The organism is Psychromonas sp. KJ10-10, assembly GCF_047323245.1.
Taxonomy (GTDB): Bacteria; Pseudomonadota; Gammaproteobacteria; order Enterobacterales; family Psychromonadaceae; genus Psychromonas.
This window is the reverse complement of record NZ_CP178826.1, coordinates 2,489,463-2,513,938: the sequence shown is the minus strand read 5'-3', so window position 1 is coordinate 2,513,938 and position 24,476 is coordinate 2,489,463. Positions and strand designations below refer to the sequence as shown.

General features: G+C 34.2%; 24 protein-coding genes and 3 pseudogenes. 3 read left to right on the top strand and 24 right to left on the bottom strand.

All coding sequences use genetic code 11. The features are described from left to right. Positions 1–36 precede the first annotated feature (36 nt). From ACLKMH_RS14505 to ACLKMH_RS14420, 18 genes and pseudogenes are all read right to left on the bottom strand, one after another. Complete coding sequence (locus tag ACLKMH_RS14505; protein ID WP_413698799.1) at positions 37–1,431, bottom strand: undecaprenyl-phosphate glucose phosphotransferase; 1,395 nt, start codon at positions 1,429–1,431, stop codon at positions 37–39. Between the two features lie 430 nt (positions 1,432–1,861). After that, positions 1,862–2,266, bottom strand: a complete 405-nt coding sequence (locus tag ACLKMH_RS14500) for a VanZ family protein (RefSeq protein WP_413698798.1) — start codon at positions 2,264–2,266, stop codon at positions 1,862–1,864. A gap of 206 nt (positions 2,267–2,472) precedes the next feature. Then, on the bottom strand, positions 2,473–3,639 hold the full coding sequence (locus ACLKMH_RS14495) for a nucleotide sugar dehydrogenase (protein ID WP_413698797.1): 1,167 nt from the start codon (positions 3,637–3,639) through the stop codon (positions 2,473–2,475). A gap of 84 nt (positions 3,640–3,723) precedes the next feature. Next, positions 3,724–5,145: pseudogene (locus ACLKMH_RS14490) on the bottom strand (phosphomannomutase). Between the two features lie 3 nt (positions 5,146–5,148). After that, positions 5,149–6,563 (bottom strand): annotated as a pseudogene (locus tag ACLKMH_RS14485) (mannose-1-phosphate guanylyltransferase/mannose-6-phosphate isomerase). Between the two features lie 165 nt (positions 6,564–6,728). Next, a complete protein-coding gene (locus ACLKMH_RS14480; protein WP_413698796.1) occupies positions 6,729–7,988 on the bottom strand; it encodes a glycosyltransferase in 1,260 nt (419 codons plus the stop codon). A gap of 124 nt (positions 7,989–8,112) precedes the next feature. Then, positions 8,113–8,295 carry a glycosyltransferase gene (locus tag ACLKMH_RS14475; RefSeq protein WP_413698795.1) on the bottom strand — a complete coding sequence of 61 codons (183 nt, stop codon included), beginning with the start codon at positions 8,293–8,295 and terminating at the stop codon, positions 8,113–8,115. A 39-nt stretch (positions 8,296–8,334) separates the two neighbouring features. After that, positions 8,335–8,865 carry a hypothetical protein gene (locus tag ACLKMH_RS14470; RefSeq protein ID WP_413698794.1) on the bottom strand — a complete coding sequence of 177 codons (531 nt, stop codon included), beginning with the start codon at positions 8,863–8,865 and terminating at the stop codon, positions 8,335–8,337. A 222-nt stretch (positions 8,866–9,087) separates the two neighbouring features. Further along, the gene (locus tag ACLKMH_RS14465; protein ID WP_413698793.1) at positions 9,088–9,633 is read right to left on the bottom strand and encodes a DUF6418 domain-containing protein; all 546 of its coding nucleotides are present in this window, start codon (positions 9,631–9,633) and stop codon (positions 9,088–9,090) included. A gap of 47 nt (positions 9,634–9,680) precedes the next feature. Beyond that, positions 9,681–9,854: a hypothetical protein gene (locus ACLKMH_RS14460; RefSeq protein ID WP_413698792.1), complete on the bottom strand. Its 174-nt coding sequence runs from the start codon at positions 9,852–9,854 to the stop codon at positions 9,681–9,683. 243 nt (positions 9,855–10,097) lie between these two features. Further along, complete coding sequence (locus tag ACLKMH_RS14455; RefSeq protein ID WP_413698791.1) at positions 10,098–10,466, bottom strand: hypothetical protein; 369 nt, start codon at positions 10,464–10,466, stop codon at positions 10,098–10,100. 15 nt (positions 10,467–10,481) lie between these two features. Then, entirely contained in the window at positions 10,482–11,297 is an 816-nt protein-coding gene (locus tag ACLKMH_RS14450; protein WP_413698790.1) for a hypothetical protein, read from the bottom strand. Between the two features lie 432 nt (positions 11,298–11,729). Continuing rightward, entirely contained in the window at positions 11,730–12,056 is a 327-nt protein-coding gene (locus ACLKMH_RS14445; protein WP_413702352.1) for a glycosyltransferase, read from the bottom strand. A gap of 7 nt (positions 12,057–12,063) precedes the next feature. Then, positions 12,064–12,279 carry a hypothetical protein gene (locus ACLKMH_RS14440; protein WP_413698789.1) on the bottom strand — a complete coding sequence of 72 codons (216 nt, stop codon included), beginning with the start codon at positions 12,277–12,279 and terminating at the stop codon, positions 12,064–12,066. Continuing rightward, positions 12,263–12,901: a glycosyltransferase gene (locus ACLKMH_RS14435; RefSeq protein ID WP_413698788.1), complete on the bottom strand. Its 639-nt coding sequence runs from the start codon at positions 12,899–12,901 to the stop codon at positions 12,263–12,265. The genes ACLKMH_RS14440 and ACLKMH_RS14435 overlap by 17 nt, the downstream gene beginning before the upstream one ends. 65 nt (positions 12,902–12,966) lie before the next feature. Then, the gene (locus tag ACLKMH_RS14430) at positions 12,967–14,280 is read right to left on the bottom strand and encodes an O-antigen ligase family protein (RefSeq protein WP_413698787.1); all 1,314 of its coding nucleotides are present in this window, start codon (positions 14,278–14,280) and stop codon (positions 12,967–12,969) included. A 251-nt stretch (positions 14,281–14,531) separates the two neighbouring features. Continuing rightward, a complete protein-coding gene (locus ACLKMH_RS14425; protein ID WP_413698786.1) occupies positions 14,532–14,774 on the bottom strand; it encodes a hypothetical protein in 243 nt (80 codons plus the stop codon). Between the two features lie 91 nt (positions 14,775–14,865). Next, entirely contained in the window at positions 14,866–15,039 is a 174-nt protein-coding gene (locus ACLKMH_RS14420) for a hypothetical protein (protein WP_413698785.1), read from the bottom strand. 361 nt (positions 15,040–15,400) lie between these two features. Here ACLKMH_RS14420 and ACLKMH_RS14415 point away from each other — a divergent pair, with 361 nt between their 5' ends. After that, complete coding sequence (locus ACLKMH_RS14415) at positions 15,401–15,616, top strand: hypothetical protein (protein WP_413698784.1); 216 nt, start codon at positions 15,401–15,403, stop codon at positions 15,614–15,616. 210 nt (positions 15,617–15,826) lie between these two features. On the opposite strand, the gene ACLKMH_RS14410 is transcribed toward ACLKMH_RS14415, so the two are convergent. Continuing rightward, positions 15,827–17,785, bottom strand: a complete 1,959-nt coding sequence (locus tag ACLKMH_RS14410; protein ID WP_413698783.1) for an EAL domain-containing protein — start codon at positions 17,783–17,785, stop codon at positions 15,827–15,829. Positions 17,786–17,887: 102 nt separating this feature from the next. After that, positions 17,888–18,598 (bottom strand): transglutaminase-like cysteine peptidase, encoded by a 711-nt coding sequence (locus ACLKMH_RS14405; RefSeq protein WP_413698782.1) that lies wholly within the window; start codon positions 18,596–18,598, stop codon positions 17,888–17,890. Positions 18,599–18,728: 130 nt separating this feature from the next. On the opposite strand from ACLKMH_RS14405, the gene ACLKMH_RS14400 reads away from it, so the two are divergent. Beyond that, positions 18,729–18,968 (top strand): hypothetical protein, encoded by a 240-nt coding sequence (locus ACLKMH_RS14400; RefSeq protein WP_413698781.1) that lies wholly within the window; start codon positions 18,729–18,731, stop codon positions 18,966–18,968. Positions 18,969–19,178: 210 nt separating this feature from the next. On the opposite strand, the gene ACLKMH_RS14395 is transcribed toward ACLKMH_RS14400, so the two are convergent. From ACLKMH_RS14395 to cysS, 4 genes are all read right to left on the bottom strand, one after another. Continuing rightward, entirely contained in the window at positions 19,179–21,137 is a 1,959-nt protein-coding gene (locus tag ACLKMH_RS14395; RefSeq protein ID WP_413698780.1) for an EAL domain-containing protein, read from the bottom strand. Positions 21,138–21,239: 102 nt separating this feature from the next. After that, entirely contained in the window at positions 21,240–21,647 is a 408-nt protein-coding gene (locus tag ACLKMH_RS14390) for a transglutaminase-like cysteine peptidase (protein ID WP_413702351.1), read from the bottom strand. Positions 21,648–21,661: 14 nt separating this feature from the next. Then, a complete protein-coding gene (locus ACLKMH_RS14385) occupies positions 21,662–21,949 on the bottom strand; it encodes a hypothetical protein (protein WP_413698779.1) in 288 nt (95 codons plus the stop codon). Positions 21,950–22,417: 468 nt separating this feature from the next. After that, positions 22,418–23,812, bottom strand: coding sequence for a cysteine--tRNA ligase (cysS, locus tag ACLKMH_RS14380; protein WP_413698778.1), 1,395 nt, complete (start codon positions 23,810–23,812; stop codon positions 22,418–22,420). A 168-nt stretch (positions 23,813–23,980) separates the two neighbouring features. Here cysS and ACLKMH_RS14375 point away from each other — a divergent pair. Continuing rightward, positions 23,981–24,476 (top strand): annotated as a pseudogene (locus tag ACLKMH_RS14375) (peptidylprolyl isomerase).

Below are 24,476 nucleotides of genomic sequence, written 5' to 3'. Positions count from 1 at the left end.
TAGCTCGTAGCTCGTAGCTCGTAGCTCGTAGCTTAATCAGTATGCATTCTTATTCACAAAACCTTTAAAAATAGTTAAAAAAACAATTTTGATATCTAATAATAACGACCAATTACGAATGTAATATAAATCGAATTCAATACGTTTTTCCATTTTTTCTAAGGTATCTGTTTCGCCACGCCAGCCATTTATTTGCGCCCAACCAGTAATGCCAGGTTTAACCTTATGACGTAACATGTAAAAATCTATTAGGCTTCTATATTCTTCATTATGAGCAATAGCATGAGGCCTAGGGCCTACAATAGACATACGCCCTTGCATTACATTAATAAATTGTGGCAATTCATCTAAGGAGGTTCGTCTTAAAAATGCCCCTAATTTGGTAATACGTGCATCACCTTTTACTGCTTGCTTCACCACTGCGCCATTATCTTCGACTTTCATCGAGCGGAACTTCCACACATTAATCGGTTTGCCATCTAAACCATAACGTTTCTGTTTAAAAACAATCGGCCCTGGAGAATCAAGTTTTATTAAAATCGAAATAATCAACATCGGTAGTGCAATGGCAGCTAAAATACAGGTACCACCAATAATATCTTCAACTTTTTTAGCTAAGGATGATAATCCACTCAAAGGTGATTCATAAACACTGATAGTTTGTGTATTACCCACATGGGTTAAACGTGCGTTCATTAAATTAAAGGTAAAAAAGTCAGGTACTAGATGTACATCTACAGTGGTATCTCCTAGTGACCTGAGGATTTCTTCGATACGTTTTTGAGCGACTAGAGGTAAAGCAATATAAATAATATCAAACTTACCTTTTTTAGCTAACTTAACGCCTTCATCGATACCTCCAGCTAATCGGCCTTGAAACTGTTTTGGTAGTCGCTCATTTTCTCTATCATCAAAAAAGGCATCTAAGGTAAAACCAGTCTCAGGATGATTAACAAATTCCTTCGCTAAACGAACACCTGAACTGGTTAAACCAAATATCGCTACATTACGGGTATTAGCCCCTTTACGTCTACGGCTAAATAAAAATAATCGAAATAACATGCGCCAACTAACTAAAGAAACAGCACTTCCAATAAACCAAATGCCTATAACGAAACGTGATATTTCAACACTTGTTTTACTAAAGAATAAATAACTAGTTACAGCAAACGCCGCCACAGCCCAACTTAAAAAAGTATACAGAGCTAGTCGAGCAAAGGAGCCTGTCCTCCAGGAACGATATAATTGAAGGCTTTCACCAAAAAGAGAAAATGAAATAGAAGCGATTAACCCTATCATAATATAAGTATCACTCAAGGGCACAGAGTGAATTTCTGCGCAAAAATATAAAGCGAATTGTATGCCCAAAAAATCAACGATTCGGTATAAAGCAGAAAATTGATTAACATTGTCCTTAATATAACCACTCATGCTTTATGAAATCCTTTCATAGTATTAAATCAAAAATTGTCAATTTAAAAGTGTGATCATCATAACAAAGGCCATCCGAATAGACAAACAATTAGTTTACATAAAAATAACAATAATCAATTCAATAATTTATTGTAAATTAAAGATCAGATATTCAACTGTCGCTAGAGATATTAAAAAACAAAAAACACCCTAAAAACAGTTGTCACCGAATTACACGAAAAACACGAATTAAAAACCAAAAACCAAAAGACTTTGATTGTAAAACCTTAAATTCATTTCTCCGTGCTCTCTATGTCCTCCGTGGTAAAACCGCCTTTGACTTTGCTTTTGACTTTACTGATAGCTGATAGCTGATAGCTCGAAGCTAATAGCTGTTATTGTCTTTTGACAATACTGATGGTTGACAGCTCGAAGCTAATAGCTATTTTTAATCTTTACTTCTAACAGAAAAACTACAAAATAAGAGCAGGATAATCAATCCAAGCAACAAACCTAAAAAGCCCGCATAAAGATCATAAAAACTAAACTGACGATAAACATTAAATACCTGACTAAATTCATCGGCAGACAAAATCGAAGAAGATAGAATCGTAGTTAATACAAAAGTTTTAAGGTATTTACTTTCTAATATAAAAAATAACCATCGAAATACAGCTAATGTAACAACCATACCAGCAAAAAAGTGAAGTGATTTATCCGAACCAAATAAAGATTCAACATAATTTGCAGATGCCGGAAAGCCGGTAGATTTACTAAGCGAAAGAAACGCAAGAGTAATAACCAACATAATTAAAAATAAATCCATTACTTGTGAGATGGATTTTTTATTCATATATTCACCACTAAAATCTATAACCCTCGCCTCTAAATTGACGAATTTAAAACAAAAACAAAACCTTGAATATATAAGCACCTTATTACTTTTCTCCGAACTCTCTGCTATAAAGCTGTTTTTATCCTTTGACCATACTGACAGATGACAACTGCCCTTATCTTTTGTCTTTACTGATAGCTGACAGCTCGAGCTAATAGTCGCTTTTAATCACTTCCAAACAAATCTCGTGTATAAACCTTTTCAGCAACATCCTTAATTTCATCAACCATTCGATTCGCAACAATCACATCAGACAAAGCTTTAAACTCATTAAAGTCTTTAATCACTTTGGAATTAAAAAATGATTCCTCTGCCATTACAGGTTCATAAATAACAACCTCAATGCCTTTTGCTTTAAGGCGTTTCATAATGCCCTGAATACTTGAAGCACGGAAGTTATCAGAGCCTGCTTTCATAATTAAACGGTATATACCCACGACAGTTGGATTTCGTTTTAAAATCGAATTAGCAATATGGTCTTTACGTGTTGTATTAGAATCTACAATTGCATTGATTAAACAGTTAGGAACATGCTCATAATTAGCACGTAATTGTTTGGTATCTTTTGGAAGACAATAACCACCATAACCAAAGGAAGGGTTATTATAATGATCACCAATACGTGGATCTAAACCCACACCTCGAATAATTTGTTCAGTGTTTAAACCATGAGATTCTGCATAGGAATCAAGCTCATTAAAGTAGGCAACACGCATTGCTAAGTAAGTATTAGAAAATAATTTAACTGCTTCTGCTTCGGTTGAATCAGTAAATAGAATATCAATATTCTCTTTTACAGCGCCCTGCGCTAATAAATTTGCAAAGGTTTTCGCGCGTTCTGATACTTCACCAACAATAATACGTGACGGATGAAGATTATCGTATAACGCTCGCCCTTCACGTAGAAACTCTGGTGAGAAAATAATATTTGAGCAATTTAACTCTTCAGAAATTCGTTTTATATATCCAACCGGAACAGTAGACTTAATGACCATGACGGCATTTGGATTAATCTGCATAACCAACCTTATAACGGCTTCAACCGAACTAGTATTAAAATAATTACTAACCGGATCATAATCTGTTGGTGTCGCAATAATAATAAAATCAGCATTTTGATAAGCTAATTGAGTATCTAAAGTTGCAGTTAAATTAAGAGTTTTATTTTTTAAAAAATCTTCAATTTCAGTATCGGAAATTGGAGACTGCTGGTTATTAATTAAAGTAACCTTTTCTTCCATAATATCAACAGCAATCACTTCATTGTGTTGCGCTAATAAAACAGCATTTGATAAACCAACATATCCAGTCCCTGCAATGGCGATTTTCATACTGTTTCCTTATTTGATTTTTCTACAATTTTTACACTAGCTTGATAAATGATATTTATATCACACTTTTCATAGAGCTAACTATTACTTTAATGAAGACAAAACCTGTTTAACTAATTTTTCCGCTTTTAACTGACTATCACATTCAACATAACATCTTAGTTCAGGAGCATTTCCTGAAGGTCTAAGATGAACAACAACCTGGCCGGTTAAATTTAAACGTAAGCCATCTGTTTTATCACTTGATAGCACCTTAAACGAATCGAGGCCAATTTGCTTTAAAAATGAAATTGTCTGGTTTTCAGCTTTTGCTAAAATCGCTAAGCTGTCAGTTTTGCTAAAGTTTTGTAAACGATCACTTGCAGTAAAACTATCAGGCAAATCATTTAGCGAAGATAGATATAGGTTTTGAACCAGCAAAAGCTAACACAGCTAAAGCAGGTAAAAGTGCATCTCTTGTAGGTAAAGCGCTAAGAGCTTTTCCATTAACTTGAATATCTGAGCCTAATAAAAACCCACCATTGGCTTCAAAGGCGCCGATATTTTTATACTCTTGATTTAAAGTTGAAAATGCCTCAATAACATAAGGGGAGCCTATTTTAGTTCGCAATACTTGAGTAAATTTTTCACAGCTTTCAATGGCAGAATTACAACTAACCGGCACAGCTAATGCTTCTACTTGTAAATACTGTGCTCGCCAATAGACACAAAATATCGCCACGTAAATAAGTACCTGTTTCATCAGAAAGTAATGGACGGTCACCATCACCATCTGTTGAATAAATTGCATCCAATTGATATTCATTTTGCCAATGTTGCGCTTGCTTAATATCTTCTTCGGCTACTGCTTCGGTATCAATAGGCACAAAATGGTCATTACGTCCTAAGCTAACTACCTGCGCACCTAATTGAGTAAAAACGCCGGCATATAAATCACGCCCAGCACTAGAGTGTTCATAAATACCAATTCTTTTACCAGCTAATAAACCTTCATTAAAAAGCGACAAATAACGTTGCACATATTGTGTCGATGCTTTTTGATAAACAGCAGGTAATTGAAGGTTTGAAGTGATAATAGGTACGTCCACTGACGCATTTAAAATGGCTTGTTCATCCGCTTTACTTATTTCACCATCAGGGCGATAAAACTTAAGCCCATTTCTATCAAAGGGAATATGGCTACCTGTGACCATAATGGCCGCAATACCATCCAACATTGATGTGTATGCCAAAGCAGGTGTAGGAATGACACCATAATAATCGACAACAACGCCAATACTTTCTGCAGACTGAAATACAAGCTAAGGCAATTTCAGGACTACTAGGGCGATTGTCTATGGCAATGGCGACACGTTTATAATCTGAATTTGAGCTTAAAAAAGCTAAGGTAAAAGCCGCACAGGTTTGAGGGGTAAAATCTGTCACTAATCCCCTTGCACCACTTGTACCAAAAGCGATATTACTATGCTTGATTATTTTAGATGCAGGTGTTATCACCGTATTCATAGCTTAAGCCCTACCATATCTGTCTTCAAAACGAATAATGTCATCTTCACCAAGGTAACTACCAGTTTGCACCTCAATCATTTGTAATGGTATTTTTCCTGGGTTTTCTAGGGCATGAATAGCACCTAAAGGAATATAAGTAGACTCGTTTTCTGTGACTAAAAAGGTTTTATCGCCATTAGTGACACTAGCCGTACCAGAAACAACAATCCAATGTTCAGCACGATGATAATGTTTTTGAATAGATAATTTTTGCCCCGGTTTTACGGTAATGCGTTTTACATGATCACGCACCCCAGAATCTATTGAATCATACTTACCCCAAGGGCGATATACTTCACGTTGATTTTTATATTCGTATCTATCTTTAGTTTTAAGTTTGTCAACAATCGCTTTTACATCTTGAACTTGATCTTTATTAGCGACTAAAAGCGCGTCTTTTGTTTCGACAATTACCAAATTATCAATACCTACCGTCGCTACTAACTTATGACCAGCATTGATGTATGAATTGGTCGATTTATGATTGATAACATCACCTCGATTAACATTGCCATGTTCGTCCTTTTCACTCGCTTCCCATAAAGAAGAAAACGAACCGACATCACTCCAGTTTGCGTTCATAGGCACAACAACGGCTGACTGAGTTCGTTCCATTACAGTGTAATCGATTGAATCTTCAGGACATAAACTAAATATTTCTTCGCTAATACGGATAAAATCTAAATCTTGAGAGTTACTTAGATAAGCATCTTCACAAACCTTTAGCATTTCAGGGAAAACTTTTTAAGTTCTTCAAGATAACGAGAAGCTTTAAATAAAAACATGCCGCTATTCCACAAATACTCACCTGAGGCTAGATAGCCTTCTGCTGTTTCTAAATCCGGCTTTTCAACAAAGCAATCAACCGTAAAACCAATAGCTTGATCTTGGATGTGTTGTTGCCCCTGTTTAATATAGCCATAACCCGTTTCAGCTTGATGTGGCACTATGCCAAAGGTAACGAGTTTACCTTGCTCAGCAAATTTACCTGCATTTAAAACAGCTTGTTGAAAGGCTTTAACATCTTTAATGACATGATCAGCGGCAAGCACTAATAATAATGGATCTTCACCATTTTCAATGGCGCCTAAAGCGACTAAGGCAATTGCTGGCGCGGTATTTTTTCCCACCGGCTCTAAAATAATGCCACTTGAACCAGTATTGTTTTCACGTAACTGCTCAGCAACAATAAATCGATGTTCGTTATTACAAATAATCAAAGGGTCAAGGCAAACAGTGTTATCAAGACGATTAATAGTTTCTTGCAATAAGGTTTTTTCATTTAACAATGCTAAAAACTGCTTCGGATGCAAAGCACGAGATAAAGGCCACAAACGACTTCCACTGCCACCAGACATAATTACGGGTAAAATCATAAATTCATTCCTTTGATATCAAACTATAAATAAGCCACCAAATAATATTAATGACTTTAAATTGAAAACTTTATAATGGATTTATTAAAATAATTCATACAGGAGTTCTGTTGAAGTTTAATTTAATTTATTTTATTTTATTTTATTTTATTTTAACAGCTTCTATCATTCATTTGATGTTTTAAAGTCTAATTGAGCTTCACGTACTAACTGAATATATCTAGCTTTTAATAAGTCAACCGAATGATTTTGAATTAAATACTTACTAGCCATTTGAGAAAGGTTTCTTGCAAATTTATGACAATAAAAAACTTTTCTTATTTGAAATGCTATTGCGGAAGGAGCATTCTCAACTATAGCATGTACCCCATTAACCAAGTTAAGCCCTTCTGAACCTACTGTATTTGTAACTGTTGGGATTCCTAAAGCGATAGAATCTAAAACTTTTGTTTTAATACCTGTCCCAAAAGCCACGGTTGCAATAGCAATTGAATTTTTACTAACAACAGAGGCCATATCATCAACAAACCCTAATAATTCAACACGTTGAGAGAAATTAGCAATTATCTTTTCAACTCGATGATCATATTTACCAATAACTTTTAGTTTAAATTCTAGATTTAACAGATCTAATTCTTCAAATACGTCATTGACGATAAAACGTACACTTTCAATATTTTGTGCAGTGGTTAAATTTCCAACAAAAATCAAATCAATATGTGTAGTTATATTAGTATACGTTTTATGCACGTAATCGATTGCTTGAGGAATACCAACTACTTTATCTGTTGAATATGTTTCAGATAAAATGGAAGCTTCTTTTTCAGAGGTTGAAATCAACTTATTAGCCTGTGAAACAGCATTTCTTTCAGCTTCTTTTATTCTTATTTTTTCATGATTTAGTATTGACTTACGAAACCAAGACTCAACAGCCCCCATAAATTGTGGCAATCTATCAGTGTAAGTACCTAAAACTGAATGATTTGAATTACCTTGAAGCATTTTTTCGTAACGATTAGATAGAATATCATCCAAGTCAATGATCAAAGGTTTATTTCGCATTCTTATATACTGTGAAGTTCGTAACATGTCGCATATGATTACGTCTGGTGAGATATTATCAATATGTTGTTCTATAATACTTAAATTCTTATTCGAAAAATATAGGTGCTCCTGTAAAGATGCGCGCTTTCTTACAACTATATTTCTAAATAAATTAATGGCAGATGGCACTAGAATGTAATTAACACTCATCAAACCTAAATTTTTGATTTCTTTCTGGTTAAATGAATCATTTTTTCCATGAAAACAAATCAAATGAGTGTCAAACTCAGAAACTAGAAAGGATAAACTTTGTGCAATCATAAACTCTCTACCTCCTGTTTTTGGAAAAGGTGCCCTAGAAGAAATATATAAAACTTTCATTCGAATTCCTTATTATATATTTTGCAATATTTTATAAAACGCACTTGCAACGTGTTTAATATTGTATTTTAAACAATTCTGTTTACCGCTCGAAATTAAATTATCATTCGAAAATCCAAAGCCTTCAATAGCATGTCTGCCACGCTTTGGGAGTTTGGTAATTATCTATCGGTACATAACTATCACCTAAAACCTCATCGTAAACAGGTATTTTAGATGCCATTACAGGAGTGCCTCTATGTTGTGCTTCTATTACTGTTCGTCCAAACCCTTCGTGCGACAGTAGGCGAAAGGTATAGGTCTGCATGTGAGTATAATATGTTCAAGTTATCATCATCTAAATCCTTTAGAAAAAAACATTTAGTTTGTTTTTTGAGATAAAATCAATCATTTGTTTATTATTATCAGGAACCATTACGCGACCCGCTTTAATGAAGACATATTCATTTTGGTCTAATTTTGAAATTCCCTGTAAAAGAGTAAATAAATTTTTCCTACTTTCATCACTTCCGACTGTTAAAAGAATTTTTTCATTTCCTTTATAAGGAATACCATGTGATTTAAGAAAACTTTTTTTGCAATTCAACTTCGGGTCTAAAGGTAGTTCATTGAAATCAAAGCTATTATAAATTATTGAAAAACAATCATCCGATATCCCTAATTTATTCGAAATTGCAATACTTGATTCTATAGAAGGTGTAACTACTTTATCTGCTAATGTTATAAAAATAGATAATAATTTCAGATATAACAATTTAACTTTTTCAATGAAACTTTCATTTTGGCTGGCTAAAGGTACATGATGATAGATAACTATAACTTTCTTTTTAAGCAATTTTGCAATTGGCAATAAGAAAACTAAATCTTCTTGATACAACACAACTACTGAATATGAAAAAAAGTTTTATCAAAAGCCAAGGATACAATAAAAATTGATATACATATCTCATCATGCTCCTTGCTTTGTAAGGTATATATATACTGTTTATACTTAGATTTTCAGTTTTAGATAACTCATTAATTAATAACTCACTATACTTACCAACGCCATTCCAAGCACTTTCCTTCGGACCTAAAAACCAAATTATATTCATTTTGTTTACCCTTGAGCCCTTTCTAAAAATTTAATACCAAATGCATTTCTATACTTTTCAAATAAATAAACAAAGACACAAAAAATCATCGTTTTTATCCCCCAAACATACCAATACTCTCCTTGCTGAAATCCAAAAACAAACCACATAAAAATTTTACTTGCTAATAAAATGCTAATTACATCAAAACGTAAAATTGCGTTGTTTAAATAATAGATTACAGTTCCAAAAAATACTGCCGTAAAAACCAAAGGTATTACCATCCCTAAGTAACCAAACCAAAACAATAACATTGCCATTTGTCCCATAGTAAAAGTCACATTATTCTCTATATAAATATCATAAACACTAGGAACCGCATGAATAAACATTAATTCACGCATACCAAATGGTATTATTGGCTTTATAAATTCATTTGTACTTAAATGAAAAAATGAAGGTATATTTCTAACAAATGAATCTAAACCTACTAAATTATCTGATTGATACAGATCTGCAACAAACCACAACTGCCCTTGCAATAACAAGCGATTTTCAATTATATCTTCCAAATAATACCCTTGCCTCGAATAAGCTAGGGTAACTATAAAAATACCAATCACTCCCCTATAATTCCAATAATAATGATATTTTTTACAACACTTTTTCCTTTTGTTAATTCCATTAAAAATGGTGCAATAAAAAAGGCTAAAAATAAGGAAATATTTGTCATAAATTGTTCTCCATGAAGCGCAGAAAAAACAATAATCATTAATGCTATAAAAACAGCCACAAAGGAGTGCTTATTCCCTCTGGAGCCTGCAAATAAAACACCAAGTAGTGTTAAAGCAATAAACCTATTATTAAGAAAAAAGTTAGTAATACACTTCCAGAATTTTCTCTGAAAGTGAACCTATTTACTCCTTGAATCAAAGCAAAGCCATCAACTATGCCAGCTATAAATGCTGTCGTAATGAGTCCAGTTGAAAATATAACTATGGCTAAAGTCACAATAGGTTTAGTTAAAAACCTCTTATCAAGTTTTATTTTTTTGCATCAAAAAAATTGTAAGTAACACTGACAAATTCAAAAAAATAATGTAGTAAAACGTTAGCTTCATGAAAGCACCAGTTACTTCACCAAATAGTCCCGTTTCAGTTAAATATCCTCCATTCTCTATAAATATTCCAGACAATAGCTCTGTAAAACGTATAAAAATGAATCCGAGTAAGGGAATTGCAACATACGGTGACACTTTCAAAAAATGAAAGACATATCCACAAAAAATTATAAATGATAAACCACTTAAATTTAATTCATTAGAAATAGTTGCCAATAGAGTAAGGCAAAAAGTTATAAGTAGAATTAAAAATGTGAATCCCCGTCTAGGAGTTGAAATATTCATTATTTATCCATCTATTTATAGAGTGTTAATATTTTCTTTGTAAGGTATTGTTTTATAATAAAAATATATTAAACCAATTAAAGGAATCAGTGTGTACCCAACAGATAAAAACACATAAAACCAAAAAACGTCACTAATATTAACTAAATAAAACAAACTAGCTAACAACAACAATAACATCATTCTGCATATTTCAACCTGTAGTAAAAGCTTGCTTTCGGAACAAGAGTAAAATAGACAAGTTATTGGAGTCGTAATTAATAATGAACAAGCAAAGAGTCCCATTGGCAAAGCAATTAACTTAATTTTGACCCATGTTTGAAAAGAATTGAGTAAATCAAACTCTGAAATTAAATAAATAAAGATAACAAAAGAAAAACTTAAAGTAAGCGCATAATATAATGTTAATTTTAACTTACTAAAAACTTCAAAATTCATTTTTGAGAAATCAGCAATTAATAGAGGGCGTATTGTATCCACAACAACTCCAACAGGCATTTTAATTAATTTTTCCGCTAATAAAGTAGCTCCGGCAATTTGTTTACCAAAGATAAACTCTACACATATGATTAATGAGTTATTTACAATACTATTACAGATTGATTGTGGCATTTGATATCTAATATCAAAAAAACGACATTTAAATGTTCTCATCAATAACCAAGTAATAGATAATCTTTCTCGTCTCAATTTATTAAAGTAAAATACAAGTTGGGGAATTACTTTTACTAGCAATGCGAAACAAACAAAAAGAAGGCCAACAATTGAAGCTATAATTAAAGAGTCTGCTGTCCCGAATGTAATGCCAGCTATAAGTTGCATAGAAAACATAGATATACTTCTAAAAACTTTCATTATATTTAGATATGCTATTTGCGAAGTCGATATCAGATAAAAAAACATTAAATTTTGGCTCGCATGTAAACACATCAACAGAGGAATAAAAAGTATATAGTTAATATTTAATTCTGCGAAATAAAACCCTATTAAGCCAAAGGGGATAATCAAAGTAAGAAAAAACAACATATAGCTAAACCACAAATTGTATATTTTTGAAATTCAAACCTTCTTTTACTTCCTAAAACAAAAAAATCAAACCTAAACAAAATAATAGAAGATAAAATTAATGAATATGCATTAATTACTCCAAATTCTCCTAGACTCTCGAGGCCATAATAAATAGCTAATATTGGATATGCTATAAATGTAATTCCACTAGAAAAAAGTACAAAAAAATCGTGCTAAAATATTTGTTAAATCTCATTAGCCATCAAGCTCACATTCGGTTAATGTATTGTATAATTCACTATAGCTAAATGGAGAACTGACATTTTTAATTTTATAACCATCCTTTTCTATACCACTAATTTTATCTAACAATTGGTCAAACAAATCATCATCAATATCAATAATGTAATTGTCCTCAACAAGTTCAACTAAACCACCTCTATTCGAGACTAGAACAGGTGTTGAATGTGAATAAGATTCAACAACTACCCTACCGAAAGGTTCATCCCAGTCAGAGGGTACAATTAAAAGATCTATACTATTAAAAAAATGCGCTGGTTCAGTGTGACCAATAAAGTGAATATTAGGGTCAGAGTATTTTTTTCAGAAAATCAACGTATTCCTTGTCGCCATTTCCTGCAAGGTACAAAGATTTCCCTTCAGATTGAACTAGCTTCAATCCTTCTCGTAAAAATATATCAACACCTTTAGCTTCCTCTAAGCGTCCTATAAAACCAATTTTAGTTATACGCTCAACAGTTATGATACTTGAATTAGGGTTACCAGAGCTACCAGTTCGCAACATTATATACAGTAGTATTCGAGGCACCTTTTAAATAATAACCTTCAGAGATGTGTTTCACAGACATAAAATTACTAATACCGACGGGAAGGTCAACCAATCTACTCGCTTGTTGTTTAGGAAACGAAAAAATTTGACATGATAAACATTGATGCGCACATCTTTTCTTTGATTTATATCTTGTCAAAGAATTACATGATAAATAATAATCTCTCATTGTATGCACAATTGGTTTCTTAAATAATTTACATGCAACCCAAACAGCAACAGAAAATCCATGAATATTATTTGTGTGTACTAAATCAGGCTTTAATTTGTATAATTTAATCATCACTTTAAACATCATGACTACATTAAATATTTCAAAAGTATGCCAAATCAATTTTGAAATGTTTTTTCTGTTTGTAGTTTTTAAAAATGGCCAGTAAATATTTGATAATGAAAGGCGATGAACATTGACATTATTTACACATGCTTTACGGTCTAGTTCTTTACCATTCATTAGAGTCAATACATTTACTGTGTGCCCTTTTGTTGCTAGCTCTTCTGCTAGTATTTGGACAGACTTTTCAGCTCCACCTACTTTATATGGAAAATACAAAGTATTAACTAATAAAACATTCATTTATTACCTTATAGATTTTAATTTGTGTAAAGAATAAACACTCACCATATATTCATTATTGTGTACTACCCTACTTTCTTTATATTGATATTACTAATTATAAAAGGCATACACATTGCCGTTAAAAACAGCATAACAATCGCAAATTCCTGCAATACAAAATCTACCGTGGAGTGCATGATCATGCCAATACAAGCCATTAGACATCCTAGTGCTAAGCCTTGATTAAACTTTCTTTTACTTTGTCTCATTGTTTTTATTGCATTCCACATAACATAAAGTACTAAAGCAAATAAGAGTAAACTAGGTAACAAACCAAAGTCCGTTAAAAACTGTACATATTCATTATGAGCATGGTCGTAAAAGGCTTGATATTCTGTTGTTTGATATTGCAAAAAAGTTGAATAAAAACTCCCCGCGCCTGTTCCTGTTTGCCAGACATTTTTGATAAATGGTATTGAATCTCTAACTACATCATCCCGGGTTTCAGCTTGAAAAGAAGTGGCTTCTAAACGCTCTTTTACTTTTTCAACACCAAAATAGGTTCCGACTATCACTAAGTCTAAAACAATTAAACTGGCGATTAACCATTTCAGTGTATTGGGCGGACGTTTCATGATAATTAACGCTAATACACTTGAAGCTAATAATGAGATAAAAAAGGCAGAGTTGCCCATACGAGAGCGGGTCATGATCAAGGCTACGACCATTATAATAATAGCGATACGTACTAACCACTTAGGGCTTAATAAAGCTTCTATAATAGAGGCTAATTTAGCACGACGAGACACAGCCTCAACACCAGTTAATGAACCGATTAAATACCCAATAGACACACTTAAACAAAGTAATAAATAATTTGCTAGGTGATTTTGATAAACAAATGATCCCGTTGCGCGGTCACCTATTTTGAAACCTAGCAGGCTTGTTTCCCAGCCCGAATATTGTAAAAAAATGGCGTATACAGCTTGAAATAAACCAGACAACATAATTGCCCAGCAAAGTTGTTTGATTCGTTCTTGTGTTGTGAGTAATACGGCTAGATTAATAATAAATAGGCAAAAGGTTATACCCTTAATTAACGCTACTTCTGTTTGGCTTGGGTCGAGTGACATTAAAGGCGATAAATCAGGTTTAAAGGCTCCAAACCATTGCAAGAAAACCCAAACTTGAACGAGAAAGATAATTGTTAATATAACACGAACTTGTTTAAGGCGGTTAAATACTTGTTTAAAGCTATGTGTATAGCAAATTTGAATGGTGTTAATACAAATTAATACTTCGATGATTGCCCATGCCCAGGGACGATTAGCACCTAGTGGGATTGGTAAGATAAAAAGGATAAAACATAGAAGATAAAAAGCGTTCTTACTTCGCATCTGAAAATCCCTTTAAGTGCTTAATAAGCATGAAAATCAATTAACTATTATTATTTTATTAATGTTCTTAAATGAAAAAGAATAACAATTAGCGATACAATCCGTTGTATTATTTTTATAGTTTTAATTATTTATTATAGTTGCAAAGTGCAGTAAATAAGTTGATTCAAAAAATAGCGGGATATGCCCGCTATTTTTTATTTTGTTCTGTTTCTTGTGTCTTAATTCTTAAATGAAAAAACTAATGGTGCCTAATTTGGCGAAGCTGTGTCGCCACCGTTACCATTACCACCGCCTAATCCAGGGGTAGTTGGCGCATTACTGTTATTACCAAATACGTTACCGTTGTTAGTACCGTTATTACCAATTCCATTACCGTTATTTCCGTTACCATTACCACCACCGGCATTAGCATTTCCGTTACCACCTGCGACAGTTGCGGCTGATACGCTAGCGACGTCAACACCAGGTACTGATAAGGCAATCACTAACATTTGATCAGGATCGGCACCAGCGGCGATTGCTGATTCAACGATATCAGTCGCTAGCTCTGGGTTTGCTTCAATCGCAGCTTGTACGATTGTATCAACTTGATCTGGATTTGCTTCTATTTGAGCGGCCTAAATCAGCTACAATTGAATCAATTTCTGCAAGTTGTTCAGCACTCAATTCAACCGTACCTTCCACTGGCACTTCATCCGTCGCATACACATTTGCAGACAGCGCAACAAGTAAACTTGTAATTAGAATTTTTTTCATTTTATTCTCCCTGTTTAGTTTTGTTAGGACATCTGCAAATTGGGGGCAAGCAAACATTTATTTATGTTCTCATTTTATTGACTTAGATCTACTTTGTCACTTCTTTTTTAAAAAATGGCTGAATTATTTATCAAGTGAGTTTTGATAGAGGCCCTATTTACTTAGCTTCCTTTCTATTTATTGTTTAATGTGTTGAAAATAAAGATTAAAGATTTTTTATCAACTAATTACACCGATGAAGCGAATTTTAAAAAAATAAAATCAAAGACATAGGATAAAGAGCTAAAAAATAGCTATTAGCTTCGAGCTGTCAGCTATCAGTAAGGTCAAAGGAGAAAGGCTAGAATGCTGGAATGCTGGAATGCTGGAATGCTGGAATGCTGGAATGCTGGAATGCTGGAATGCTGGAATGCTGGAATGCTGGAATGCTGGAATGCTGGAATGCTGGAATGCTGGAATGCTGGAATGCTGGAATGCTGGAAAGTCAAAAGCGATTTTCCACGAAGTAAAAGTCAAAAGCTATCTCACCACAGAGGAAACAGAGAGTGCAGAGGTAAAGATTAAGACCTTACAATAAAAATCCTTTGGTTTATATTTTTAATTCGTGTTTTCAGCGTAATTCGGTGATAACTGTTTTTAGCTTTTGACCTTCTCCGTGTCCCCTGTGGTGAGATAATGTTTTAGTCTTTTAAATCTTTAATTCGTGTTTTTAGCGTAATTCGATGATAACGCTTTTCTTGCTTTCATCTTCTACGTAACCTGTGTTCTCTGTGGTGAATAAATTCATTCACACAGGTTTTGGTTTATCTATTGCGTAGCCTTGTAGTGCATCTATGTTTAAGTTTTGTAGCGTATTTAATTCAGCTTCTGTTTCTATGCACTGTGCTATGACGGTTATATCTAAGCCGTGGGCCATTCTGATAAAGGCAGATGCCATCTGTACGTTATTGAGTTTTTTATCGATATTACGTGTGTATGAAGGTGATAATTTAACTAGTGCAGGTCTTATTTCCATCATGTATTTTAATGATTCGATACTACTACCAAAGCGGTTGATACAAATAGTACATCCGGCTTGATTTAGATCTGCTATTTTTTGTTTGCTTTCTTCTAAATCACCTAGAATGGCATCTTCGGTAAAGCCAATCACTAATGCCTCTCCGTGACCACTTTGTTTGATCAATTGACAGATTTCTGTCATGCATTGATTATCGGTGAAGGTTAGCCTTGAAAGGTTGATGGCTATTTTTTTACCCTGCCAATGTAATTTATTAAACTGTGAAAGTATCAATTTAATGATGGTTAGGTCTAACCTTCCTGTTTGGTTATAAAGGCTTGCTATAGCAAATAAATCCGCAGTGTTGATACTTCTTTCTTGGTAAGTAAAAGCTGCAAATAATTCTAAATCAAAAGCTTGGCGTTCACCACAGCATAATGCAGTTTGTTGTATTAGGTTTATATGCTTGTCAGGGTAGGCTAATACTTGGTCAAAAATAGATTTTAGGTTCTTAGCACTGCCAATAAAATCAGACTCTTTTTTAGTTTCTTGTATGGTGTAACCAACAGAGTTTTCAAGTGCATTGTTAGTTGCCATATCCAGTTCAAACATTAGGTTTCCGAAGTCTTCACCACTTTCAAAATGCACTAATCCAAAGATTGTTTTTGCACCACATGATGTTGTCATTCTTGTATTTATTTGGGTAATTAACTGAGTCACATGTTCAGTTAACTTTTGTTGTTCAGTTTGTTCTATGATTAAACAAAACTCTGAACCAGAAATCCGAAACAGTTTATGTGCCTGAACATCTTTGTTTATTTCAGCATTTGAACTATTTAATTCTGTTGTTAAATGACTAACAAGTTGATTGACCAGATTATCACCGGCTTGGTAACCCAGTTCTTTGTTTAGTTCGGTTAAACCTGTGATCCTTGCCATTAATAAATGGCCTCGATGATTAGCGGATTCAGCTAAATGTGAGTCCATAGTATCGACAAAGGATCGACGATTTTCAATGCCGGTTTGTTCATCAATATAAGCTTCTCTGTGTGTTTCTGTTGTCGCTTGCGTCAATTCTTCAAAGGTATTTTTGATATTTGATATCATTTTGTTCATTGCGAGAACAAAGCTTTTTAATTCCCCTGCTACTGGTAATTTATCAATTAATATAAATTGACGTTGTTGTACCGCTTCAGCTTGTAATGAGATTTCTGCAATAGGTTTGTAGATCTGAATTAAAACTAAATATGCTAGGAATAATGCCAACATGAAAATTACGAAGGTAGCATAAGTGATATCTTTGGCGCTTTTCCATAACTGCGCATAGGCTAAACCAGTATGAGATTGTACTTTTAAAATACCACCTATTGTCCAACCTGTATCAATCATGGTTTTCTGTTCAGGTGCAGTGAGTTCAAATAGGTCTACAAACCATAATGGTACTTGCTCAGGTTGCGCATGGTTAATACGTTGGTATTCTATATTGCCATTGATATCTTCTAGGGTGATATGTTTATAGAAACCTCGGTCAAAAATGGCATTGATGGTAGCTTCTACGACAATATTTTCATCATTTAAGATTGGATCACTTAATGACAGGCCTAAACTGGTTGCCGTGTCCTGTGCATGGGAAGTCAATTGTTCGGATAAAAAATGTTGGCTATTGATAATATTTATCGAAATACTACCGATAAAACTCAGTACTAATACTGATATTATCACCGCATTCAATTGCATTCGTAGAGTCATAATTATTCCATCAATTTTTGTAATTGCTCAAAACTAAGCATTTACGTTTTATTTTGCTAATCAGTATTCATTTTTATGAAGTTGATTAGTGACTAATTTGTTTTAAATTCGTTGCGTTTCTATGCGTGTCACTATGTCTTCCCAGCTTGCAACATCGCCCTTCCCTTTTACTTGCTTACCCAAACCCTTTGCTTTCGCTATCCATAAACCATCACCATTGAAACTGTATATTGGTTTTAAATCATTACGTTGATTAGCCGGTAGGATATTATGGTTTATGTTGTCTAGTACTAAGGGTATTTGATCAATAGTTTCGGAATATATCAAAACCATGTGGGCTTCATTATATGCTAAAGCACGCACATACATTAAACGCATTTTTTCTGGTGCAACGCCCATTGCTTTTAAGGTGAAATATTTTGCTATGGCAAAGTCTTCACAATCTCCACCATTTGTGCCGATAAATTCAACGGGTGTAGCCCAATAGTCTTTTGCTTTCCAATGTACTATGTCATTAACAAAATTTATTTTTTTATTAAAAAAATGATTAACCAAGCGTATTTTTTGCCAATCATCTTTATCGTCATTTTCTTGTATTAAATCAATCCATTGGGAAAATGTGCGAGATGCTTTTGTACCATATGTTTTTTCAAAGGATTGTTTAAACTGAGGGGTAAAATAACTTATAAGCTTTTCTGGATCCTGTGAAAAAATCTGTCCGGATAATAAAAGCAAAACAATAGCAAAATGACGAAGTTGCTGTCGCATCATCGCCTGTTTTATTTTGTTGGCTTTTATTATTAGATATTTCATTGTTAAATACGTCGTTTAACAATGAAAATGTAAGAGCTTATCAAATGAGATCCTTTGAGTTTCTAACGTCAACATCAAGATAAAACAAAGATAGCATGAAGTTTACGGAGGTCAAAGGAGAAATGCTGGAATGCTGGAATGCTGGAATGCTGGAATGCTAGAATGCTGGAATGCTGGAATGCTGGAATGCTGGAATGCTGGAATGCTGGAATGCTGGAATGCTGGAATGCTGGAATGCTGGAATGCTGGAATGCTGGAATGCTGGAATGCTGGAAAGTCAAAAGCGATTTTCCACGAAGTAAAAGTCAAAAGCTATCTCACCACAGAGGAAACAGAGAGTGCAGAGGTAAAGATTAAGACCTTACAATAAAAATCCTTTGGTTTATATTTTTAATTCGTGTTTTCAGCGTAATTCGGTGATAACTGTTTTTAGCTTTTGACCTTCTCCGTGTCCCCTGTGGTGAGATAATGTTTTAGTCTTTTAAATCTTTAATTCGTGTTTTTAGCGTAATTCGATGATAACGCTTTTCTTGCTTTCATCTTCTACGTAACCTGTGTTCTCTGTGGTGAATAAATTCATTCACACAGGTTTTGGTTTATCTATTGCGTAGCCTTGTAGTGCATCTATGTTTAAGTTTTGTAGCGTATTTAATTCAGCTTCTGTTTCTATGCACTGTGCTATGACGGTTATATCTAAGCCGTGGGCCATTCTGATAAAGGCAGATGCCATCTGTACGTTATTGAGTTTTTTATCGATATTACGTGTGTATGAAGGTGATAATTTAACTAGTGCAGGTCTTATTTCCATCATGTATTTTAATGATTCGATACTACTACCAAAGCGGTTGATACAAATAGTACATCCGGCTTGATTTAGATCTGCTATTTTTTGTTTGCTTTCTTCTAAATCACCTAGAATGGCATCTTCGGTAAAGCCAATCACTAATGCCTCTCCGTGACCACTTTGTTTGATCAATTGACAGATTTCTGTCATGCATTGATTATCGGTGAAGGTTAGCCTTGAAAGGTTGATGGCTATTTTTTTACCCTGCCAATGTAATTTATTAAACTGTGAAAGTATCAATTTAATGATGGTTAGGTCTAACCTTCCTGTTTGGTTATAAAGGCTTGCTATAGCAAATAAATCCGCAGTGTTGATACTTCTTTCTTGGTAAGTAAAAGTCGCAAATAATTCTAAATCAAAAGCTTGGCGTTCACCACAGCATAATGCAGTTTGTTGTATTAGGTTTATATGCTTGTCAGGGTAGGCTAATACTTGGTCAAAAATAGATTTTAGGTTCTTAGCACTGCCAATAAAATCAGACTCTTTTTTAGTTTCTTGTATGGTGTAACCAACAGAGTTTTCAAGTGCATTGTTAGTTGCCATATCCAGTTCAAACATTAGGTTTCCGAAGTCTTCACCACTTTCAAAATGCACTAATCCAAAGATTGTTTTTGCACCACATGATGTTGTCATTCTTGTATTTATTTGGGTAATTAACTGAGTCACATGTTCAGTTAACTTTTGTTGTTCAGTTTGTTCTATGATTAAACAAAACTCTGAACCAGAAATCCGAAACAGTTTATGTGCCTGAACATCTTTGTTTATTTCAGCATTTGAACTATTTAATTCTGTTGTTAAATGACTAACAAGTTGATTGACCAGATTATCACCGGCTTGGTAACCCAGTTCTTTGTTTAGTTCGGTTAAACCTGTGATCCTTGCCATTAATAAATGGCCTCGATGATTAGCGGATTCAGCTAAATGTGAGTCCATAGTATCGACAAAGGATCGACGATTTTCAATGCCGGTTTGTTCATCAATATAAGCTTCTCTGTGTGTTTCTGTTGTCGCTTGCGTCAATTCTTCAAAGGTATTTTTGATATTTGATATCATTTTGTTCATTGCGAGAACAAAGCTTTTTAATTCCCCTGCTACTGGTAATTTATCAATTAATATAAATTGACGTTGTTGTACCGCTTCAGCTTGTAATGAGATTTCTGCAATAGGTTTGTAGATCTGAATTAAAACTAAATATGCTAGGAATAATGCCAACATGAAAATTACGAAGGTAGCATAAGTGATATCTTTGGCGCTTTTCCATAACTGCGCATAGGCTAAACCAGTATGAGATTGTACTTTTAAAATACCACCTATTGTCCAACCTGTATCAATCATGGTTTTCTGTTCAGGTGCAGTGAGTTCAAATAGGTCTACAAACCATAATGGTACTTGCTCAGGTTGCGCATGGTTAATACGTTGGTATTCTATATTGCCATTGATATCTTCTAGGGTGATATGTTTATAGAAACCTCGGTCAAAAATGGCATTGATGGTAGCTTCTACGACAATATTTTCATCATTTAAGATTGGATCACTTAATGACAGGCCTAAACTGGTTGCCGTGTCCTGTGCATGGGAAGTCAATTGTTCGGATAAAAAATGTTGGCTATTGATAATATTTATCGAAATACTACCGATAAAACTCAGTACTAATACTGATATTATCACCGCATTCAATTGCATTCGTAGAGTCATAATTATTCCATCAATTTTTGTAATTGCTCAAAACTAAGCATTTACGTTTTATTTTGCTAATCAGTATTCATTTTTATGAAGTTGATTAGTGACTAATTTGTTTTAAATTCGTTGCGTTCTCATGCGTGTCACTATGTCTTCCCAGCTTGCAACATCGCCCTTCCCTTTTACTTGCTTACCCAAACCCTTTGCTTTCGCTATCCATAAACCATCACCATTGAAACTGTATATTGGTTTTAAATCATTACGTTGATTAGCCGGTAGGATATTATGGTTTATGTTGTCTAGTACTAAGGGTATTTGATCAATAGTTTCGGAATATATCAAAACCATGTGGGCTTCATTATATGCTAAAGCACGCACATACATTAAACGCATTTTTTCTGGTGCAACGCCCATTGCTTTTAAGGTGAAATATTTTGCTATGGCAAAGTCTTCACAATCTCCACCATTTGTGCCGATAAATTCAACGGGTGTAGCCCAATAGTCTTTTGCTTTCCAATGTACTATGTCATTAACAAAATTTATTTTTTATTAAAAAAATGATTAACCAAGCGTATTTTTTGCCAATCATCTTTATCGTCATTTTCTTGTATTAAATCAATCCATTGGGAAAATGTGCGAGATGCTTTTGTACCATATGTTTTTTCAAAGGATTGTTTAAACTGAGGGGTAAAATAACTTATAAGCTTTTCTGGATCCTGTGAAAAAATCTGTCCGGATAATAAAAGCAAAACAATAGCAAAATGACGAAGTTGCTGTCGCATCATCGCCTGTTTTATTTTGTTGGCTTTTATTATTAGATATTTCATTGTTAAATACGTCGTTTAACAATGAAAATGTAAGAGCTTATCAAATGAGATCCTTTGAGTTTCTAACGTCAACATCAAGATAAAACAAAGATAGCATGAAGTTTACGGAGGTCAAAGGAGAAATGCTGGAATGCTGGAATGCTGGAATGCTGGAATGCTAGAATGCTGGAATGCTGGAAAGTCAAAGGCGTTTAACATAGAAAATCTGATTAAGGTTTTACAATCAAAGTTTTTTTGTTTTTTTGTTTTTTTTTGTTTTTAATTCGTGTTATTAGGGTAATAAGGTGACAACTATTTTTAGGTTTTGTTTTTAATTCGTGTTTTTAGCGTAATTCGGTGACACAGGTTTTAGGTTTTAACTTCTCTGTGTCTTCTGTTAATAGTGCGCATTTTACATAAAAGCATGGATGTAAACCGCGCACTATAAACTATCTAATAAACTCGAAACTCAAATCTCGAAGTTCACTTTTACTGCTTACGCCATGTTGTGCCGTTTGCGCCGTCTTCTAAGACGATGTTTAACGCGCCTAACTTATCACGAGCGTCGTCGGCACTTGGCCAGTCTTTGTTGGCGCGGGCGTCGTTACGTTGCTTGATTAATGCTTCAATCATTGCCACTTCATCATCTGATTCATCACCTTGCATGAACTGTTCAGGGTCTTGATGTAATAGGCCTAGAACATTTGCTAAAGTAACTAACAGTTGCGCTAATTCTTTTGCTTGCTCTAAGTCAGTTGCTTTTAGACGGTTAAGCTCTTTGGTTAAATCAAACAATACTGCTAAGGCTTCAGGTGTATTGAAGTCGTCGTCCATTGCTTTGCAGAAACGTTGGTAGAAAGCATTGTTTTTATCTAACTCAACAGCTTTATCCGATAAATCAAACTCACGGATCGCAGTATAAAAACGCTCTAAACTTGCACGTGCTTGTTTCAGATTATCTTCAGAGTAATTAAGTTGGCTACGGTAATGTCCTGAGATCAAGAAATAACGTACGGTTTCGCTATCGTAAACTTCTAATACATCTTTGATAGTGAAAAAGTTATTCAGTGATTTAGACATCTTCACTTTATCCACTTGTACCATACCTGAATGCATCCAGGTATTTACGTATTTTCCGTGGTGTGCACAGCATGATTGTGCAATTTCATTTTCATGGTGTGGGAAAGAAAGATCTGAACCACCGCCGTGAATATCAAACACTTCACCAAGGTGTTTATTGTTCATTGCTGAACATTCAATATGCCAACCAGGACGACCGTTGCCCCATGGCGATTCCCAGTAAGGTTCGCCAGGTTTTACCATTTTCCATAATACAAAATCTAAATCATTATTTTTGCTGTCTTTTTCTTGCTCATCAACACGAGTGCCCGCTTGAAGCATTTCTAGGTTTTGACCACTTAATTTTCCGTATTCAGAGTAGCTTTCAACGGAGAAAAGTACATCGCCGTTTTCTGAAATATAAGCATGTTTTTTAGCAACTAACACTTCAATCATTGCAATGACTTCTGGCATATGATCAGTTACACGTGGCTCGATATCCGGGCGGATCATATTTAGTGCATCAAAATCATCGTGCATTGCTTGAGTAAAGCGTTGTGTTAATTGGTCACAGGTTTCACCGTTTTCATTGGCACGTTTGATAATTTTATCGTCAACATCGGTAATATTACGAATGAAGGTTAGATCATATCCGCTAAAACGAAGGTAACGTGCAACCGTATCAAAAGCTACAAAGGTTCTACCGTGGCCGATATGGCAGTAATCATAAATGGTAACACCACACACGTACATGCCAACTTTGCCAGCAATAATAGGTTTAAACTCTTCTTTTTGTCTTGTCAGTGTGTTGTATATCTTTAACATTAGGCTTCCATCTATGTGAAATAAAAGCTGTATTCTAACCTGCTCTAACAACAAATTCACCCAATATCAGGGCAATTTTCAAGTATCAGACAAAAAAGTCATGTTAATTGAAAAGCAAGACTGCAATCAGGTATGATAGCGTTTTTTATTTATAGGTAGGATCTGGTTATGATTACGTTACACACAAATTTTGGTGATATTAAAGTTGAATTGAATGAAGAGAAAGCGCCAAAAACAGTCGCTAACTTTCTTAAATATGCAGAATCAGGTCATTATGAAAATACTATTTTTCATCGTGTAATTGATGGTTTCATGATCCAAGGTGGTGGTTTTGCACCAGGAATGGAAGAAAAAGAGACAACTAAGCCTGTTAAAAATGAAGCGAACCAACGGCCTTGTTAACAAAAAATATTCAATTGCAATGGCACGTACAATGGAACCACATTCAGCATCTGCTCAGTTCTTCATTAATGTGAATGACAATAGTTTCTTAAACTTTAAATCAGAAACAGCTGAAGGATGGGGATACTGTGTATTCGCTGAAGTTGTTGATGGCTTTGATGTGGTTGATAAAATTAAAGACGTAGCAACGGGTAACTTTGGTTTTGTACACCAAGATGTACCGCTTGAAGATGTATTAATCACACATGTGACGGTTGCTTAA